Below are 18,681 nucleotides of genomic sequence, written 5' to 3'. Positions count from 1 at the left end.
TATGCCAACCCTTCAAAGCCACACACATTGCCAAGCCGCTCAAACCAGCCGCGCCAGCCAAAGCTTGTCAATAAGTGTGTCTTTCCCAACGCACGGACGAAAAGAAAGCACGGGCATACAACATTGTATAAAAGCAATAGCGGGTGAAGTGGTAAAATCAAGGTCTGTGCATCTAAGAAACTTTGGTGGTGGCGGACAAGTAATCGCCTTGAAATCCGCTACTGCTCTTATACTTGACCGTTGTTGGTAGCCATATTACGAATGAATACAGCCAAATGAAGAATATATACATAATATTAGGAAATGGGTTCACATTGGACTTTCTCAATAGTATAGGAAAACTTGATGAAATCAATGCAAGAAACCTGTTTAAAAATGGGGAGAAGGTTCCTTGGCCAGGCAATAATCAATCAGGATTCCTGTCATACAAGTATTGTCCGAATCTCTGGAATTTGGGAGCGAGACCTAATTCAGATCCAAACCAGACAATTGAATTAATTGAAGACATAATTACCTGTGCAAACATTTTACAGAAAAATAATCGTGACGAATCAAATATATACATAAGAGCCTACCGCGAGCTTTCAACATACTTATATGCTCTTTTTGTTCATTATGATAGCCAGATTGATGTGCCTAATATAAATCTTGAAAACTGGGGTTGGACATCCTACCTAAAGAAGCTTAATGATTCTCCTGATATTGGAAAAGTTCACATCGTAACTTTCAACTATGATATTTGGCTTGAGAAAGTCCTTCAAAAACTTAATATTAGTTTTGATATAGCTTGCTTTAATAATTCCGATTCAAAATTTAAAATCTATAAACCACACGGTTCAATTAGTTTCGTTCATAAAGTAAAAAAGGTTGTTGAAGATTTTAAAATTGATTACGACACAGATACTAATGATGGAAATATTTCTGAATTTGAAATTAAATATACCAGCTTAGATGCCTTAAATAAGATAAATGCAATAATACCTCCTGCAGGTGATTCAAGCAGATTGGATTTCAAATGGGCAAGTGTAGTAAGAGAAAGTGCTATTGAACAAGCCAAATCTCTAACGGAATCGGATGAAGTTGTATTTTGCGGGATGTCATATTGGCACGTAGACAGACTTGAAATAGATTCAATACTTACGAACATTTCTCCAGAAATTAGTAATGTACGAGTAATAAATCCCAATCCACCGAGGATTCTAAATGCTGTTATGACAACTCTTTTTAAAAATGTCATTTTCTATAATGACTCTAAATCTTTAAGTGAATAGATATGAAAGTATTAGAAAGAAATAGCAATAATATTAATATTGCCACCTTTTGGGAAAATTATCAATTAGGGAAATACAACTTTGAACCTGATTATCAAAGACCTTCAGATGTTTGGTCATACTCCAAGAAGTCTTTTTTAATCGATACCATTTTAAAGAATTTTCCAATGCCTCCCATTTTTTTACATCAGCATATTGATACTGAAACCGGGAAGACTATTTATGACGTAATCGATGGAAAGCAGCGCCTTACAACAATTATTTCATTTATAAAAAATGAAGTTAGTATACCAGATGATTTTAGTAATGACACCTATGGAGATGAAGTTCTAAATGGTTTGTTTTTTAAAGATTTCGATGAAAAAGGTCTCTCAGAATGGAAAAAAGTTTTTTGGAAATACGAACTAACAATTGAGTATGTTGATACAGACCAAATTGATATAGTTAATAATATATTTGATAGATTGAATCGCAATGGAGAGCCATTAACTAATCAAGAATTAAGGAACGCAAAATATCACAATTCTAACTTTTATCAACTGATAGAAAGGTGCTCAAATATTGATTTTTGGCAATATCCACTTTCTAAACTAGAGAGAAATAGGCTAGAGCACCACGAATTCATCTCTGAGCTTTTATTTGTGATTTTAGAAAATCAATTATTTGCGAGTGATAGGACTGAGATTATTGACGATTTATTTTCAAAATATGCAGCATCAAACTTTGAAAACACCGAAGATGTATTTAATGAGTTTGAACGAATAACAGAAATAATTCAAACCTTTAACCTTGACCTTGAGAAATATAGAATCTTCGGAGTTAGTCATATGTATGGTTTATTTGGTCTCGCTTGGCATATGTATGAAAATGGAATACAAATTCCTGATATAGACACACAACTAGACAGTTTCTATACTGACCTCAGAGAAAAAAATGAAAATCCTTACGCGACTGATTATCAAATATCAATGAATGCGGGAACAAAGAGTCGTGCTAGAAGAATCAGAAGAATTAATGCTTTATTAGAATATTTAGGACAAAATAGAATCGAATAAATACGGCTACCAACAGCGTGTATGAAAAATAGCGGGTTCAGTGCTAAATCAAAGGTCTGAGCTTTTAATAAAAGTTAGTGCCAAACTAAAAGTGAAGTGCTTTTTAATCCGCTACTTCTCATACACGCAAAACGTTACCTGCAATACTTTCAACCAACCTGCCCTAAACATTAAACGATGAACAAATTGCTCAAACATTATGGAAACAATAAAAATAACAGGTGCAAGGCAAAATAATTTAAAAAATATTTCTCTTGAAATACCAAAAAATAAAATTACCGTTTTTACGGGTGTTTCTGGTTCGGGTAAATCTTCGCTAGTTTTTGAAACAATTGGTGCTGAAGCACAACGGCAGATTAATGAAACGCAAAACAGTTTTGTAAGGAACAGACTGATGCATTTTGGTGTGGCAGATGTTGATAAAATTGAGCATTTAAATGTTCCTGTAATAATCAATCAAAAAAGATTGGGTGGTAACGCAAGGTCAACAGTTGGTACTGCTACAGATATTTATGCCTCGCTACGTTTACTTTTTTCCAGAATGGGAAAGCCATTTGTCGGATATTCCAATGTGTTTTCTTTCAATAATCCCCAAGGAATGTGCCCTATTTGTGAAGGTTTGGGACAGAAACAAACGATTAATATAACCAACTTATTCGACAAAAATAAATCGCTGAATGAAGGAGCAATTTTATTTCCTACTTTTCAGCCGGGCGGTTACAGATGGATAAGGTATGCCTATTCCGGATATTTTGACAACGATAAAAAACTTGGAGAATATTCTTCTAAAGAATGGGAGCTTTTATTGTACGCAGACGAGCATAAACCAAAAAATCCTCATAAAAGCTGGGGAAAAACAATGCTTTACAAAGGAATTATTCCCAGACTAACCAATGATTTTTTAAAAAAGGATAGTAAAGAATTCAATACCCGCAAAAATGAACTTCAAAAGATATTAATTTCAGAGCCTTGCCCTGCCTGCAACGGAAAAAGGTTGAACGAAAAAATTTTATCCTGCAAAATTAATGGTAAAAACATTGCTGATTGTTCGGAACTGCCAATTGATGAATTGCTTAATTTTATAAAAACACTTTCTTCAAAAGCATATGAAACACTACTAAATGAGCTAATCAAAAAGCTTAAAAATGTGGTGAATATCGGGCTTCAATATTTAACGCTCGACAGAGTTACAAATACTTTATCAGGCGGTGAATCGCAACGCATAAAAATGGTGAAGCATTTGGGCAACAGTCTAGAAAATCTTTTATACATTTTTGATGAACCGAGCATCGGTTTACATCCAAAAGATTTAGAAAATATTGCAGGAATTATTCAGCAAATAAAAGACAAGAGCAATACCGTTTTAATTGTAGAACACGACCCCGACTTGATTAAAATTGCCGAACACATTGTAGATATGGGTCCATTGTCGGGCAAAAAAGGTGGGGAAATTGTATATGAAGGTAGTTTTGAAAAATTAAAAAATTCAGCTGGAAAAACAGGCAGTTATTTTTTGCAAAAAAGAACTTACAATACATCTCCACGTAAATCCGAAAGTTATTTAACCATTAAAAATGCACAATTACATAATCTAAAAAACATCACAGTAAATATTCCAAAAAAAGTATTGACGGTTGTTACAGGAGTAGCAGGTTCGGGCAAAAGCACATTAATCAGTAAAGTTTTGCCTATTCAATTTCCCGATGTGAAAATTATTGACCAATCAATTTTTGCGGCAACTTCAAGAAGCAACTTGCTTACTTATCTTGATATCTCCGATTTCATTCGTAATTTATTCGCCAAAGAAAACAACGTAAGCAACAAAATTTTCAGCCGAAACGGAGAAGGAGCTTGCCCTAATTGTAAAGGATTGGGTATCGAAAAAATTGATTTGGCTTTTATGGAAGATGTAGAAGAACCTTGCGAAGTTTGTGGCGGAAATGGTTTTAATCCAGATGTTCTGCATTATCAATATAATAGCAAAAACATTGCGGAAGTAATGGAATTAACGGTGGAAGAATCCCAAATTTTCTTTGAGGAAAATGATTTTGTCCATCATTTTAATTTATTGGTAGAACTGGGTTTGGGTTATTTGACTTTAGGACAACGCCTCAATAGTTTTTCAGGCGGGGAAAGGCAACGCTTAAAATTAACAAAGGAATTGAATAGTGTGAACAATACTTTTGTATTAGACGAACCAAGCACAGGTTTACATCCCGCCGATACAGAGAAGTTAATGGTAATTATAAATCGCCTTATTGACAAAGGCAATACGTTAATTGTAATAGAACATAATTTAGATATTATTTCAAAAGCCGACTGGATAATTGACATCGGGATTGGTGCAGGTAAATATGGCGGAAATTTAATTTTTGAAGGTTTCGTTGCAGACCTTTTAAAAAACAAAAAATCGGAAACCGCAAAGTTTTTAAAAAAGCATCTTGAATAGTACTGCAGGTAACAAGGTATTGCCAAAAGCAGGCTTAAATTGCTAAATTCAAGGTTTGTGCTTCTATCTCCGCCAAAAACGAATTTTATTCGTTTTTTATTTTTAAATTTAACTCATAAAAATTCGTTTTGGCTCGCCTCGGTGCAAAATCAAAACTTATCGCTTCGATTTCCCCGCCTTCGGCAATACCCAAAACGTTAGCGGTAATGCTACTCAACCACTCATAAAAAACTTATCGACGCATTTCTTGACAACTAAAATAAAAAAAACAGAAAAAATTTGTTTATTGTTGTCGTGTATATTATATTTACAGCAACAATTGAAATTTTAAACAATGAGACGATTAGAATTTGCATCTCTTCAAGTGAGAGATTTGGAAGCCTCAAAAGACTTCTACACAAATAAATTAGGCTTTGAGCCTTTGGAAATCGGTAATCCCGAAGCTGTTGTTTTTAAATACAATAAAGGCGAAGCAAGTTTTGCTATCCGTAAACCAATTGGAAACATTGACGGAAAAGAGTTAGGAATTGGCACCTCTCTTTGGTTTGCTATTGACGGAACAATTGAAAAACTAAAAGAGCAGTTTGAAGATAGAAAAATTCCAATTTTGGGTGGTATCAACCAAACGCCTTTTGGCAAAACATTGATGGTAAAAGACCTTGACGGATACGTGTTGACTTTCATGCAACGAAATAATTAGCCAAAATGAAAGATAGACCAACGAAATATTGGATTATCGTAGCATCTAAAGACCACGTAAGAACAGGCGTTGCAGAAGGAATTGCACAAGCCTGTCACGGGAAATCATCGCCTTTGAAAAGAATGCAAAAAGGCGATTTTGTGATTTACTATTCGGGAAAACTTACATTTGGAAAGCCTGAAAAGTGTCAGGAATTTACGGCAATCGGAATAGTAAAAGACAATGAAGTATATCCGTTTCAGATGACTGCGGATTTTTGTCCATTCAGAAGGAATATTGAATTTTATGAAAGCGAAGACGTGTCCATTCTTCCGCTGATTGACGACTTGAATTTTATTCAAAACAAAAAAAGTTGGGGTTATCCGTTTCGCTTTGGTTTCTTTGAAATAAAGCAACACGATTTTAATTTAATTTCATCTAAAATGTTACAAAAAGAATATGTCTGAAAAAATTGAATTTATCTTTAAGAGTCCCGACACAAGTCCGGGGTATTTATTAGGACAACTAACATTACTTTGGCAACGCAAACTAAAAAAAGTGTTAGATCCCTTGGATTTAACACACACGCAGTTTGTTTTACTAACTTCCATTGCGTGGCTTACCAACAAAAGCGAAAACATTACGCAGGTAGAAATTGCTAATCTCAACAACTTTGACCGTATGATGGTATCAAAAGTATTACGGACTTTAGAAACCAAAAAACTGATTACAAGACAAGAACACGCCACCGACACAAGAGCAAAAATTGTAAAGCTGACAACAAACGGGAAAAAGATTTTGCAGACAGCACTTACGAAAGTAGAAAATGCAGACATTGAATTTTTTTCAAGCATTGACAAAAACCTTTCTAATCTGAATAGCTATATGCAAACACTTATCAAAACAAACAAAGACGAATAAAAGCACATACCGCTAACAAGGTATTGCCAAAAGCGGAGATGCAGTACTAAATTGAAAGTTTGTACTTCTATCTCCCCCAAAAACGAATTTTATTCGTTTTTTATTTTTAAATTTAACTCACAAAAATTCGTTTTGGCTCACCTCGGTGCAAAATCGAAACTTATCGCTTCGATTTCCCCGCCTTCGGCAATACCCAAAACGTTAGCTGTAAGCTTTAACCAACATTACGAAAAAATTAAATGAAACAAAGTTTACTTGAATTAATTACCAACAGCATTCTACTTGTGGATATTCTGGTCATGTTGACCCCTTTCTGGCAATATTGACCCCCTGATTTTTGGTTTACAGGATTGCCTACAAATGGCCTGACAATATTACTTCTTTTTTCTTAGACTTTCACCTTTAAGTTCGATCCGGTGGGATGTGTGAACTATCCTATCCAGAATAGCATCCGATAATGTATCATCCCCAATCACAGCATGCCAACTGGCCACAGGTAATTGGCTTGCAATGATTGTTGAACATTTGGCATGTCTGTCCTCTATGATTTCCATCAGGTCAATCCTTTGCTGTTGGTCGAGGTTTACCAGGCCGAAGTCATCCATTATAAGCAGTTCTACCTTGGAGAGTTTCATAAGAAGCTTGTGGATCGATCCATCCAACCTGGCCATTTTTGTTCTCAAAAGCAATTTTTGCATACTGAAGTAAGCGACTCTCTTACCTTGGGCACAAGCCCTGAGCCCCAGAGCAGACGCCATGAAAGATTTTCCGCAGCCTGTTGCACCAACGATAATGATCGGCTCGGCCCTTTCGATATATTGGCCTGTGGCCAAGTCCATCAATTGGATCTTGTCGATCCCCCTGGATGGATCCATATTGATCTCTTCAATAGAGGCCTGGTAACGGAAGGCTGCATTCTTCTTTAACCTCTCGAACCGCAGTTCGAAGCGACTGTCAGATTCGGCCTGCAGCAACAGGGTAAGGCCTTCTTCCAGAGCCAGTTTTCCGATCTGCCGTGTTTCTTTCATCGCTTTCCATTGACGCTCCATTCCATGGAAGCGGAGCGTGTTCAATTGTTGTTCTACATTCATCTGTTTCTAAGTTTTATAGTTCATTTTTATGAGTAATAGGATGCTCCCCTGATATTTTCATGTTGTGGCAATTGCTTGTTATCCGCCCCCTCTTGCTGTTGCTCCACCATTCCGTTTTCCAATATTCTTTGTAGGAACTTATAGGACAGCATGTCGTTCCTTAAGGCAATTTCACATGCTTTGAAGAATGTTTCCCCATAGCTACGGTGCAGCCTAAAGAGTCCTTCGCACGTTCTGTAGAGTTGTTCCGGATATCGGTCACTTTGTCCAAAGACCCGAACGACCAGTAAGTGAAAGTCCGAATGGATATCCAGAGCGCGCTTGATATAATAATCTGGCGAACGGGTGCCATACTGCTGGTGCTTGGAAGCAAGGTGTTCGGGATGCGTCGAGTATTTGTTGGCAACAAAACTCCTGCTGTGCAGGGCTACCTGTACGTTCTCAATATAGATGTGGACTAAACGCTCAGTATAGACCACTAGGGCCTGTTTGCCAATATGGACATAAGGAACGCTATAGGAATGCCTGTCCCTTTTGAGATGTACATGTCCATTAGTTCCCACTTTGAGGGTCGTATAATATTTCATCGAAAAGCGGTCCCGAGGAAGTGGTCTGAGACTGGACAGCTCGTTGCTGAGAAACCGTTCCTGACGGCAATAGTTCCTGTCCTGCATTCTGGTCTGGTTCAATCTCTCGATACACTCTCCGATAGCAAGGTTGAGTGAGGGGAGATCAAAGAACTGCCTGTTGCGTAACCGGGCAAATACCTGGGTATAGATGATCTTCACATGGTTCTCTACGGCACTTTTATCCCGGGGCCTGGCAGGTCTTGCAGGCACTACGACCGTATCATAATGGTTTGCCAGATCTTCCATGGACCTGTTGATCTCTGGTTCATACCGATCGGTTCGTATGACGGCTGACTTGAGGTTGTCCGGGACAATCGCTCTGGGGACCCCTCCAAGAAACTGCAGGCAGCAGTCCAGTGCATAGAGAAAATCGGGGGATCGCTGACTGGGAACGGCCATGGCAAAACAATAGTTGGAATATGGTAGGCACGCAACAAATATCTCGCATAAAATGATTTCACCAGTCTCATGGTCGATGTAACCCAGCTTCTTGCCGGAGAAATCGATGAAAAGCTTGTCACCGGGTTCGTGGTCCAGTATCATGCTTCCATCGCGACGTGAGACCAGTAATTGCTTTAGATGGAAACAGAACTGGGCATAGCTATATCCCTCTGGATGAGCTACTAAATACTCTTCCCACAAAAGTCTCCGGTTTACACCTATTCGTGATAGTTCTTTTTCAAAATAAGGAAGCCTTTCTTTTAGATACTCGAAACGCTCGTCCCGATAGGCGGGGTTCCCCGATCTGAGCATCCGCTCAAGAACTGGATCTTCCAACTCCAGTATCCTTTCCAGAGATAGATTCAGGTCCGTTACCTTCTTTAGATAGGACTTTACCGTATTCTTGCTGATGGATAGATGACGGGCTATTGTTTTAATGGGATAATTCTCCCTGTGCAATCGTATTAACTGTTTGATCTGACTCATGGGTCTTGATTTACCGGCCATTGGAATATATCAATTAGGTCTAGCCCAAATAAACCAAAAAACAGAAACCCATGAAACATGAGTGCAAAAGGGGTCAACATCGTCCAGAATAAAATGACCATATCTCGAAAGAGGGGTCAGCTTGCTCCAGAATAAATTGTTCAAACCCTTATTTGAGGGGTCAATATCCGCCAGAATGCCATGCTTTAACAGCCTCTAAATGCAGATGGTGATTTCTTTTTTGTCCAGATTGCTGGGGTCAGCTTACTCCAGAATATCCAACTACTCTTTATACAGCAGTGGTTTACGGTTTGATTTGTGCCACTTTCTGAGATCAATAAATTACCTTGTCGCCAAAAAAAATCAGCGACATGGCCAATATACTTGATCCAATGGACTTAAAACAGATCCTTACATTACATATTGATGGTTTGAGCAATCGTAGAATAGCCGTCATTTTGGGTATTTCACGCAATACCGTAAATACCTATATCAAACTGTTCTCTGCCAGTGATTACCCTTTCACGTCTCTTCTGGAGTTGGACAATGCCGCTTTAGCTGAATTATTTTCTTCCTATACTACGATCGATACCGACCGTCACAATGAACTGATGCTGTTTTTCGAGGGTGTAAACAGGGCGCGTAACCATCCCGGCTTTACCTTTCTGTACCACTATCAGCAATATGTCGAACAGAGCAAAGATCCATATAGCTCTACCAGTTTCTGGAGCATTACCGCCGTAAATATCCTATAGAAAAAGGCTCCATGAAGCTCGACCATGTTGCCGGGCAGGAAATGTTCATAGACTTTGCTGGAAAGAAGCTCCAGATCGTCGACCGTGATACTGGCGAAGTAACGAACGTTGAAGTATTTGTCGCTATTCTTCCCTATAGCCAATACACTTATGTTCAGGCATGTATGACACAAAGGCGGGCAGATCTTATATCCTGCTGCAGGAATGCCCTGCAGTTCTTTCAGGGTGTCCCCAGAGCCATCGTATCGGACAACCTGAAATCAGCGGTCAATAGGGCCAGCAAGTACGAAGCTGAGATCAACCGGACCTTCAAGGACTTTGCCCGCCATTACAACTGCGTGATCAATCCCACCCGGAGCTATGCCGCGCAGGACAAGGCCCTGGTGGAAAATGCGGTCCATCTGACCTATCAACGCATCTATTACCCGATACGGCAGATGACATTTTTTTCACTTGATGAGCTGAATGTTCATATCAGACAGCTCTTGAAGCGCTCAATTCAAATGTTGAATTAATAAAAAAAGGAAAAATAGAGAGTGTAATTTTCTCAAAAGATGCCGATTGTTTTCTATGTAATTTAGGTGTGAGTAGATTTACTCCAAGTATAAAAGAAATTAATGAGGCCGAAGAAATTCTCAAAAAAAATATAAAATCCGCCAACGATACCATGTATAACCAAGGTGATGGCTGTCCAATTATACATAAAAACCTAAAAAATTACAGAAGACAATATTACGGCTACATCGATAATATGGGACACAAAATTTTATATGTTAATTTCTTATGGGCCAGGCATTCTGTATTGGATCGACTAAAAGGATATCATATGGACGACTCTGAATCTTGGAAAAATGACCGAGTTATTGTACTCGATGGATGCAGTTACTATTGGAGTATAGATATAAATATCACAGAGCAAAAGCTACAGAATATGAGCGTAAATGGTTCTGCGTAATTCCTTATCTTTGCCTTATAAAAACGGGCACCCATGATCTACTTCCATATTCCTTTTTGCAAGCAAGCTTGTTACTACTGCGATTTCCACTTTAGTACTTCCATGCAATACAAAGACGAAATGCTGCAGGCTATGCATAAGGAATTGAGCATACGTTCCAACTACCTCGAAAACAAAACCATCAACTCCATTTACTTCGGCGGAGGCACCCCTTCCACACTAACAGCCGACGAGATCGAACGCCTGATTGGAAAAGTTGCCGAAAACTACGAAATAGCACCCGATGCAGAAATCACCTTGGAGGCCAATCCTGACGACCTGGACAGAAACAAAGTCAATGCCTTAAGACAAACAACCATCAACCGCTTTTCCATTGGCATCCAATCCTTTTATGAAGAAGATTTGCGATGGATGAATAGAGCACACAATGCTGAAGAAGCGAAATCTGCGATCATGCGCGTACAGGACGCAGGCTTCGAAAACATCACTTGCGATTTGATCTATGGATATCCCCTATTGACCGATTTGAAATGGAAAGCCAACATGCAGCAGCTCATTGATTTTCAGATACCGCATATCTCCTCTTATTCTATGACCGTAGAAAAGAAAACAGCGCTCGACCATATGATAAAGAAAGGAAGAACGGCTCAGATTAACGAAGAGCAGAGTGCAGAGCAGATGCTTATGCTGATTTCCCACTTAACAGAAAACGGCTACGAGCAGTATGAGATTTCAAATTTCGCGAAGCCCGGCAAACATGCCATTCATAACAGCAATTATTGGAAGGGAAAACACTATCTCGGCATTGGCCCATCTGCGCATTCCTTCAACGGCGTATCGCGATCTTGGAATATCGCCAATAATGCATTGTACACCAAGCAGCTTTTCCAAAACGAATTGGCATTAGAAACCGAAAAGCTAAGCCTAGACGATCGATTTAATGAGTACGTCATGACGTCCCTGCGCACAAAATGGGGAGTGGATTTCGAATACCTCAAAGACAACTTTGATAGCGACTACGTCTCCTACCTTAAAAAAGAGGCCGATATTTATCTGAAACAGGAAGATTTATTCCTGAAAGACGAACAATATCTTGTTCTAACCGCCTCAGGAAAACTAATTGCAGATCAAATAGCTTCCGATTTATTTATAGTTTCTTAATTCGGGGGGTTCATATTTTGCGTTATGTTAACAATAGTATCGATTCTTTAGTAATGAAAATATATTAACCAGTATTTGTTAACAAATCCCTAATTCTCCAAAACCTCACTGATTACCAGTATTATAATTCATATTTTTGCGCCATATAATCTATTATAATTATTATGGTACAATCTCCTACTTTTGAGAACCAAATCAAAAGTTACAAAGTCAAGCAAAACGCTTGCGTAAGGCTCATTCAAGTAGTAAGCGATTTATGGTTCAATCAATCCATTGAGCTGGTTCTATTCCGCAATCAACTGATTGATCGTCGCGTAAGTTTCATTCTCAATCTCCATCAAAAGACAAAAGAGTTGGCAGAGAAAGAAATCAGTATAGAGGAAACTCTTCAGATTGCTGAGATTATACAAAGCTTAGAACTAACGCCTTCTCGTATTGATATTGGTAAATTGGCATTAGAAGTGCGCAAGCAGCATGTTCAACTCGAAGATTTAGAGGCTTTCCTTTCCAAGGAACTAGCTCCCGCCCATCAACACCAAACCTTCGAACCAAGAGACGTTGTTCTTTATGGATTCGGCAGGATTGGCCGCTTGTTGGCGAGAGAATTGATCAGCAAAGCTGCCGCCGGTCGTCAATTACGTTTACGAGCCATTGTCACCAGAGATCAGTTGGATGAAAAAACACTAGAAAAAAGAGCTAGCTTATTACGTCAAGATTCTATCCACGGTGACTTTGAAGGCCAGGTAGATACCGATGTAGAAAAAGGTGCACTGATCGTCAATGGCGTACCTGTTTATATGATTTCTGCAAAAAACCCTGAAAATATTGATTATACACAATACGATATCAATAACGCCCTTGTAATCGACAATACGGGTGCTTTTAGAGATCAACAAGAACTTAGTCGTCATTTAACCTCCAATGGTGCTACGCAAGTCTTATTGACGGCTCCAGGCAAAGGCGTTCCAAATATCGTTTACGGCGTAAATGAATATGATGCAGATAAAAAGAAGGATAATATATTCTCTGCTGCATCCTGTACGACCAATGCAATTTCACCGGTTCTCGCAGTACTAGAGAAACGTATCGGAATTGTAAAAGGCCATATCGAAACCATCCACTCGTATACCAACGACCAGAACCTAGTCGACAACTTCCACAAAAAGTCTAGACGAGGACGTGCAGCGGCATTAAATATGGTTATCACAGAAACTGGCGCTGGAAGCGCAGTTGCGAAAGTATTACCGGTTCTAGCCGGAAAACTAACATCAAATGCTATCCGTGTTCCTGTTCCTAATGGCTCTCTAGCCATCTTAAATCTAGAGTTAAAGTCCATCACTACGGTAGAGGAGATAAACGGTCTGTTGAAAAAAGCAGCCTTAGAGGGCGATTTAGTAGAACAAATTCAATACGCCAACAACGCTGAGCTCGTATCATCTGATATCGTCGGCACCACTGCAGCATCCGTAGTTGATGCGCCAGCAACCATCGTATCAGCAGACGGCAAAAACGTCGTAATCTATGTATGGTATGACAACGAATACGGCTATACGCACCAAGTAATGCGCCTAGCAAGACATATAGCAGGCGTTAGAAGATATACTTATTATTAAGATTCTCTTGTACGGTCGCAAAAGTGCATTGTCTAGGAATAGAGCAAGTCATCTGACTCAAGAGAACGGCGAGAAATTTGATATGGAAATTTAATTAACTACGGACAGCTATAGAAAATAGCATGGATAAAATTTGGTGCGGCAGCTAGCGCAGCTTTAACTTTATCCATGCTTTTAAGATCCGTTTTCACCTATCAGTTTCTCGGTTTCCAAATATTTCATAATAATCTGCGTAGCCCCTGAACGCGTATGCACATATTTCTTCGCTGATTCACCCGCCAATTTCAGCTTCTCAGGGTCTTGTAATGCAGCAAATATGTGCTCCAATTCTTCCTTGCTGCTAATCGGGAAACCGGCACCCAGTTCCACCAAATCCATCGCTTCCTTAAACTTCTCGTATTTAGGACCAAAAATAACCGGCATGCCATAGGTCGCCCCTTCCAGCGTATTATGAATTCCCGCGCCAAAACCACCACCTATATAAGCGATGTCCCCATAATAATAAAGCGAAGACAACATCCCGATATTATCAATGATCAACACCTGTTCTCGAGCAATTTCTTCAGCGGCATAAGTGCCGAATTTCGAGAAACGTAGGGCCGACGGGAAGAATTTCATTAGCTGTGCAATATGCTCATCATGAATTTCATGGGGAGCAATAATCGCTTTCCAATCCGGATACCTCGACAACAAGTCCTTGATCAGCTCCTCATCCGCTGGCCAAGTACTTCCGCCAACCAATACGCGCTTATCGCCGACAAATTCTTTGGCCTGTTCAATTGCTTTATGCGTCTTTGGGAGCTCCACGACCCGATCAAAACGCGTGTCGCCGGCCAACCCTGCTTTGGTAATCCCAATCCACTTCAGCATATGCACGCTTTCCATATTCTGGGTAAAGAAAAAGGAAACTTTCTTCAGTATCCTACGGTAAAAGCCACCATGACGCTTAAAGAACAACTGCTCCTCACGGAAGATCGCTGAAATCATCAACAAACGAATCCCGCGTTTCTCAAGTGCATCAAAATAATGATACCAGTATTCGTATTTCGTGAAAATCGCCAACTTTGGATTGATAGCGTCTAAAAACTTGCGCGCATTTGCCGCGGTATCATCCGGTAAATAGAAGACATAGTCCGCCAAATCCGTGTTTTTACGGATCTCATAGCCCGAGGGCGAGAAAAAAGTTACAATTATTTTCTCTTCAGGATAGCGCTGCTTAATCTGCTCCATGACAGAGCGCCCCTGCTCAAATTCACCTAGGGAAGCGAAGTGAAACCAGATGTGTTTTTGATTAGAATCAACCGTTTGATTGATCTGCTTCAATAGCCCCTTACGACCCGCCACCCATAGCTTCGCTTTTGCATGAAAAGGCGCAATCAGCCGAAGTAATGTGCCGTACAGGAATATGCCCAGATCGTAAAGTAAACGCATAATGTTAAAAGTAATGTTTATCTTCGTCAAAGATATTAAACCTTTTCAAATTCACTATTGTGCAAAAGGAGAAGCCCAAACGAATATTAATTACTGGAGCGGCAGGATTCCTAGGTTCTCACCTCTGCGACCACTTTATCAAAGAGGAATTCCACGTAATTGGTATGGATAATTTGATAACCGGGGATATCAAAAATATTGAACACCTATTCCACCTCCCCAACTTCGAATTCTATCATCACGATGTAAGCAAATTCGTGCACGTACCGGGCGAGCTCCATTACATCTTACATTTCGCATCTCCCGCAAGTCCGATCGACTACCTGAAGATACCTATACAAACCCTAAAAGTAGGGTCACTCGGCACACACAATCTACTTGGACTAGCAAAGAGCAAGAAAGCACGCATAGTAGTGGCTTCCACATCGGAAGTCTATGGCGATCCTTTAGTATCTCCACAATCGGAAGAGTATTGGGGAAATGTAAATCCAGTGGGGCCTCGTGGGGTCTACGATGAAGCGAAACGCTTTCAGGAGGCCATGACCATGGCCTATCACAATGCGCACTCCTTAGAAACAAGAATAGCACGCATATTCAACACCTTTGGCCCGCGCATGCGACTCCATGACGGCAGAGCATTACCTACATTCATATCGCAGGCACTGCAAGGCAAGGATTTGACTGTCTTTGGCAATGGCATGCAAACGCGCTCCTTCTGTTATGTTACAGACCAAATCGAAGGCATCTGCAAGCTACTCTTTAGCGATTACCCCCTACCCGTCAACATTGGAAATCCCGATGAAATGACGCTCTTAGATCTGGCAAAGGAGGTTATCGAACTCACGCATAGTTCTTCCAAGATTGTTTTTGAAGAGCTACCAATCGACGACCCCAAGCAAAGGAGACCCGATATTCGGAAAGCCAAGGAACTGCTAAACTGGGAACCCAAGGTTGGTCGACGCGAAGGTCTAGAGAAAACAATAGCCTATTACAAGACATTATTTAACGAGCAATAGTATAAACTTAGCACATTATATAGCATATGAGTAAAATATTAGTAACCGGAGGAACAGGATTCATTGGATCACACACGGTAGTAGAATTGCACAATGCAGGTTATACACCTGTACTAATCGACAATCTATCAAATTCAAACATTAAGATTTTAGATCAGATCGAGAAAATTATCGGAGTGAAACCAGAGTTTCACCAATTCGACCTGTGCGATACGGCTAAAGTAAATGAATTTGTGGCTTCGAATCCAGATATCAAAGGGATCATCCATTTTGCAGCGTCTAAAGCAGTCGGCGAATCGGTGCAAGATCCTTTGAAATATTACCACAACAACTTCTATTCGTTAATCAACTTATTACAAGCTTATCGTCAAAAACCTATCAACTTTGTATTCTCTTCGAGCTGTACAGTTTACGGAGAGCCGGATGTATTACCAGTAAACGAAGCGGCGCCGGTAAAACGCGCAACTTCCCCTTATGGCAACACCAAACAAATCGCTGAAGAAATCTTACAAGAATCGGCTAGCGCATACGACAATTACCAAGTAATCGCTCTTCGTTACTTCAACCCGGTTGGAGCACATGAAACAGCGTTGATCGGCGAATTACCAATCGGAGTACCTCAGAATTTATTGCCATTCATTACGCAGACTGCCATCGGAAAACGTGAAAAACTAACCGTATTCGGAGATGACTATGAAACACCTGACGGATCCGCCGTACGCGACTATATCCACGTTGTGGATTTAGCAAAAGCACACGTAGCAGCAATCAAACTATTGGAAAAAGGTAATCCAAATGGCAACTACGATGTCTTCAATGTGGGTACTGGAAATGGATATTCGGTATTGGAAGCCATCGGCGCTTTTGAAAAAGCATCAGGTCAAAAGCTGAACTATGTAATCGGTCCACGTCGTGAAGGAGATATCATTAAAGTATGGGGCGATGTTACCAAGTCTACAAATGAACTAGGCTGGAAGGCCGAACTGGGTATCGAAGAAATGATGGCTTCAGCTTGGGCATGGGAGAAATATCTAAGCGAAAATCCCATATCCTAGCTCGGTAGGAGTTAGCACATAGTATGTAGACCTGTAGCTGGCTACTTATGGATACAAAAAAGGCTAGGACGTTCTTTCTAGCCCTTTTTGTATTTTCTAATTTTCGGGGAGAAGGGCAAGCTCGATTTCTCATCGAGTCAGCTTCGACTTAAACTCAATAAAAATCCCTTTCAAACCCAATGTCTAACCCAAGTAAGACCACTCCGAAAGGATTATCCATTGGGTACGATTAGAGTTATAAAATTGGTTGAGTTATTCGAGATAGGAACAAGCTGAACGGAAAAAGGCTTCCCTTTCGGAAAGCCTCTTTAAAAAAATCTAAAAATTACGCTTATTTCTTTTGATCGAAGTCCTTTACTTCTTGGTATATCTTCGGGTTGAATTTGAACTGAGGCGTCATCCAATACAACAAAATAATCCTGGAATACCGGTTGTTGAACGGAGCGAATATTAATGTTGCCGCTAGCGCTACGATAACGTATAACCAAGGGCTTTCCATATTTCCGGTAATTAGGTATGTTGCCACACAGGATGCTACCAGCTCAGCTACGCTCATGGCATAGCTGATGTACATCGCTACGTAGAAATAACCAGGCTCCTTTTCAAATTTCAAATCGCAGGCAGGACATTTTACATTCATTTTTGCCGATTTAAAGCTCAATAAGGGGCCCTTAAACATATTGCCCGTTCGGCATCGAGGGCATTTGCCGTCGATCGCGCTTTTTATTTCTGAGGGAATTTGATAGTTCGTATTCATTTTTGCATTTACTTCCATTGTGATTTCCTAAATTCTTCGGGTGTCATCCCAGCTACCTTTTTAAAAAATTTGGTGAAATAGGAGTTGTCGCTAAACTGTAACTCGTAGGCCACCTGTGATATAGTCCAGTCAGGTAAAATTAGTAAGCGTTTTGCCTCTAGATGTATTCTGTTTCGAATAACCTCGCCAGCTTGCAAGCCTAAATACTCCTTACAAACACCGTTGAGGTGATTGGGTGTGACAAATAATAACTCGGCGTATTCTTTCGGCAGGTGCAAGTCTTTATAGCGCTTATCGACCAGCGCAATAAAGTTCTTGATCAGCATCATCTGATAGTCCATCGTTTTCGTAGGAAAACTAGGCATGTAATCCTGCTCGAGTTTAAGCAAAATATAGAGCAAAAGAGACTTCTTTAAATCGTCTTCCGCAGGACTGTTCTTCAGACCGACCAACTGATCAAATAAAGGGACGACCTGTTTTAAGGTTTCCTCCGTCAATGAAAAAACGGAGTCGTTCAAGGTCGAGAATATTGATAAATTTTCGATATAATCTGGTCGGAGCAACAGGGATTTAAAATAGTCGATATCGAAATTGATGATATAGCCCTGCATATTTCCTTCGAACATCCAGGAATGTACCTGCCCTGGCCCCATGCAGTAGACCTGTCCTACAGAAACGGGATAAGTTTTAAAGTCGATCTCGTGCGAACCCGATCCTTCCAGGAAAAGTACCAAATGGTAACAATTATGCCTATGCGGAAATACCATATTTCTATTGTTCAGCAAATACACGTCTAAACGATCCGCAAGAAGGTGCTTATCCTCCTTGTAGGAAACTGTACATTGCTCTATAACAGGTATCTTTGCCATACAACACAAAGGTAGGCAATAACTACCATCAAATATGGTAATAAAAC

Annotated in this window: 19 protein-coding genes; 14 read left to right on the top strand and 5 right to left on the bottom strand. The window is 40.0% G+C overall.

All coding sequences use genetic code 11. The features are described from left to right. Nucleotide 1 precedes the first annotated feature (1 nt). The 7 genes from DSM08_RS01965 to DSM08_RS01935 all read left to right on the top strand — a co-directional run bounded on the left by DSM08_RS01965 (nt 2) and on the right by DSM08_RS01935 (nt 6,375). On the top strand, nt 2–250 hold the full coding sequence (locus DSM08_RS01965) for a hypothetical protein (protein WP_149524572.1): 249 nt from the start codon (nt 2–4) through the stop codon (nt 248–250). Nucleotides 251–275: 25 nt separating this feature from the next. Then, on the top strand, nt 276–1,271 hold the full coding sequence (locus tag DSM08_RS01960; protein WP_149524571.1) for a hypothetical protein: 996 nt from the start codon (nt 276–278) through the stop codon (nt 1,269–1,271). 2 nt (nt 1,272–1,273) lie between these two features. After that, on the top strand, nt 1,274–2,326 hold the full coding sequence (locus DSM08_RS01955) for a DUF262 domain-containing protein (protein WP_149524570.1): 1,053 nt from the start codon (nt 1,274–1,276) through the stop codon (nt 2,324–2,326). Nucleotides 2,327–2,525: 199 nt separating this feature from the next. Beyond that, nucleotides 2,526–4,775 carry an ATP-binding cassette domain-containing protein gene (locus DSM08_RS01950; RefSeq protein WP_149524569.1) on the top strand — a complete coding sequence of 750 codons (2,250 nt, stop codon included), beginning with the start codon at nt 2,526–2,528 and terminating at the stop codon, nt 4,773–4,775. 334 nt (nt 4,776–5,109) lie between these two features. Further along, nucleotides 5,110–5,475: a VOC family protein gene (locus DSM08_RS01945; RefSeq protein WP_149524568.1), complete on the top strand. Its 366-nt coding sequence runs from the start codon at nt 5,110–5,112 to the stop codon at nt 5,473–5,475. A gap of 5 nt (nt 5,476–5,480) precedes the next feature. Continuing rightward, nucleotides 5,481–5,921 carry an EVE domain-containing protein gene (locus tag DSM08_RS01940; RefSeq protein WP_149524567.1) on the top strand — a complete coding sequence of 147 codons (441 nt, stop codon included), beginning with the start codon at nt 5,481–5,483 and terminating at the stop codon, nt 5,919–5,921. After that, entirely contained in the window at nt 5,914–6,375 is a 462-nt protein-coding gene (locus DSM08_RS01935; RefSeq protein ID WP_149524566.1) for a MarR family winged helix-turn-helix transcriptional regulator, read from the top strand. The genes DSM08_RS01940 and DSM08_RS01935 overlap by 8 nt, the downstream gene beginning before the upstream one ends. A 374-nt stretch (nt 6,376–6,749) precedes the next feature. Here the strand turns inward: DSM08_RS01935 and istB are convergent, their stop codons facing one another. Then, nucleotides 6,750–7,466 carry an IS21-like element helper ATPase IstB gene (istB, locus tag DSM08_RS01930; RefSeq protein ID WP_149524271.1) on the bottom strand — a complete coding sequence of 239 codons (717 nt, stop codon included), beginning with the start codon at nt 7,464–7,466 and terminating at the stop codon, nt 6,750–6,752. A 26-nt stretch (nt 7,467–7,492) separates the two neighbouring features. Further along, nucleotides 7,493–9,022 carry an IS21 family transposase gene (gene istA, locus DSM08_RS01925; RefSeq protein ID WP_246172407.1) on the bottom strand — a complete coding sequence of 510 codons (1,530 nt, stop codon included), beginning with the start codon at nt 9,020–9,022 and terminating at the stop codon, nt 7,493–7,495. A 371-nt stretch (nt 9,023–9,393) separates the two neighbouring features. Between istA (DSM08_RS01925) and DSM08_RS19260 the strand changes: the two genes are divergently transcribed. The 5 genes from DSM08_RS19260 to DSM08_RS01905 all read left to right on the top strand — a co-directional run bounded on the left by DSM08_RS19260 (nt 9,394) and on the right by DSM08_RS01905 (nt 13,506). Beyond that, nucleotides 9,394–9,777 carry a sigma factor-like helix-turn-helix DNA-binding protein gene (locus tag DSM08_RS19260; protein WP_246172405.1) on the top strand — a complete coding sequence of 128 codons (384 nt, stop codon included), beginning with the start codon at nt 9,394–9,396 and terminating at the stop codon, nt 9,775–9,777. 11 nt (nt 9,778–9,788) lie between these two features. Next, nucleotides 9,789–10,292 carry an IS21 family transposase gene (gene istA / locus DSM08_RS19255; RefSeq protein ID WP_246172403.1) on the top strand — a complete coding sequence of 168 codons (504 nt, stop codon included), beginning with the start codon at nt 9,789–9,791 and terminating at the stop codon, nt 10,290–10,292. Nucleotides 10,293–10,360: 68 nt separating this feature from the next. After that, nucleotides 10,361–10,732 (top strand): hypothetical protein, encoded by a 372-nt coding sequence (locus tag DSM08_RS18995; protein WP_187773959.1) that lies wholly within the window; start codon nt 10,361–10,363, stop codon nt 10,730–10,732. A 33-nt stretch (nt 10,733–10,765) separates the two neighbouring features. After that, the gene (gene hemW / locus DSM08_RS01910; protein WP_149524563.1) at nt 10,766–11,893 is read left to right on the top strand and encodes a radical SAM family heme chaperone HemW; all 1,128 of its coding nucleotides are present in this window, start codon (nt 10,766–10,768) and stop codon (nt 11,891–11,893) included. A gap of 164 nt (nt 11,894–12,057) precedes the next feature. After that, nucleotides 12,058–13,506: a glyceraldehyde-3-phosphate dehydrogenase gene (locus DSM08_RS01905; protein ID WP_149524562.1), complete on the top strand. Its 1,449-nt coding sequence runs from the start codon at nt 12,058–12,060 to the stop codon at nt 13,504–13,506. A 174-nt stretch (nt 13,507–13,680) separates the two neighbouring features. Here the strand turns inward: DSM08_RS01905 and DSM08_RS01900 are convergent, their stop codons facing one another. Further along, nucleotides 13,681–14,937, bottom strand: coding sequence for a 3-deoxy-D-manno-octulosonic acid transferase (locus tag DSM08_RS01900; protein WP_149524561.1), 1,257 nt, complete (start codon nt 14,935–14,937; stop codon nt 13,681–13,683). A 59-nt stretch (nt 14,938–14,996) separates the two neighbouring features. On the opposite strand from DSM08_RS01900, the gene DSM08_RS01895 reads away from it, so the two are divergent. Next, nucleotides 14,997–15,953, top strand: coding sequence for a UDP-glucuronic acid decarboxylase family protein (locus DSM08_RS01895; RefSeq protein WP_149524560.1), 957 nt, complete (start codon nt 14,997–14,999; stop codon nt 15,951–15,953). A gap of 26 nt (nt 15,954–15,979) precedes the next feature. Beyond that, complete coding sequence (galE, locus tag DSM08_RS01890; protein WP_149524559.1) at nt 15,980–17,008, top strand: UDP-glucose 4-epimerase GalE; 1,029 nt, start codon at nt 15,980–15,982, stop codon at nt 17,006–17,008. A gap of 331 nt (nt 17,009–17,339) precedes the next feature. On the opposite strand, the gene DSM08_RS01885 is transcribed toward galE, so the two are convergent. Beyond that, on the bottom strand, nt 17,340–17,783 hold the full coding sequence (locus tag DSM08_RS01885) for a DUF983 domain-containing protein (protein WP_246172401.1): 444 nt from the start codon (nt 17,781–17,783) through the stop codon (nt 17,340–17,342). After that, nucleotides 17,774–18,634, bottom strand: a complete 861-nt coding sequence (locus tag DSM08_RS01880; RefSeq protein WP_149524558.1) for a helix-turn-helix domain-containing protein — start codon at nt 18,632–18,634, stop codon at nt 17,774–17,776. The genes DSM08_RS01885 and DSM08_RS01880 overlap by 10 nt, the downstream gene beginning before the upstream one ends. Nucleotides 18,635–18,681: the final 47 nt, after the last annotated feature.

The sequence above is a fragment of the Sphingobacterium hotanense genome (genome assembly GCF_008274825.1).
In the GTDB taxonomy this organism is placed as follows: domain Bacteria; phylum Bacteroidota; class Bacteroidia; order Sphingobacteriales; family Sphingobacteriaceae; genus Sphingobacterium; species Sphingobacterium hotanense.
Note: the sequence above shows the minus strand (reverse complement) of the source record. Positions and strands in the feature narration are given on the sequence as shown.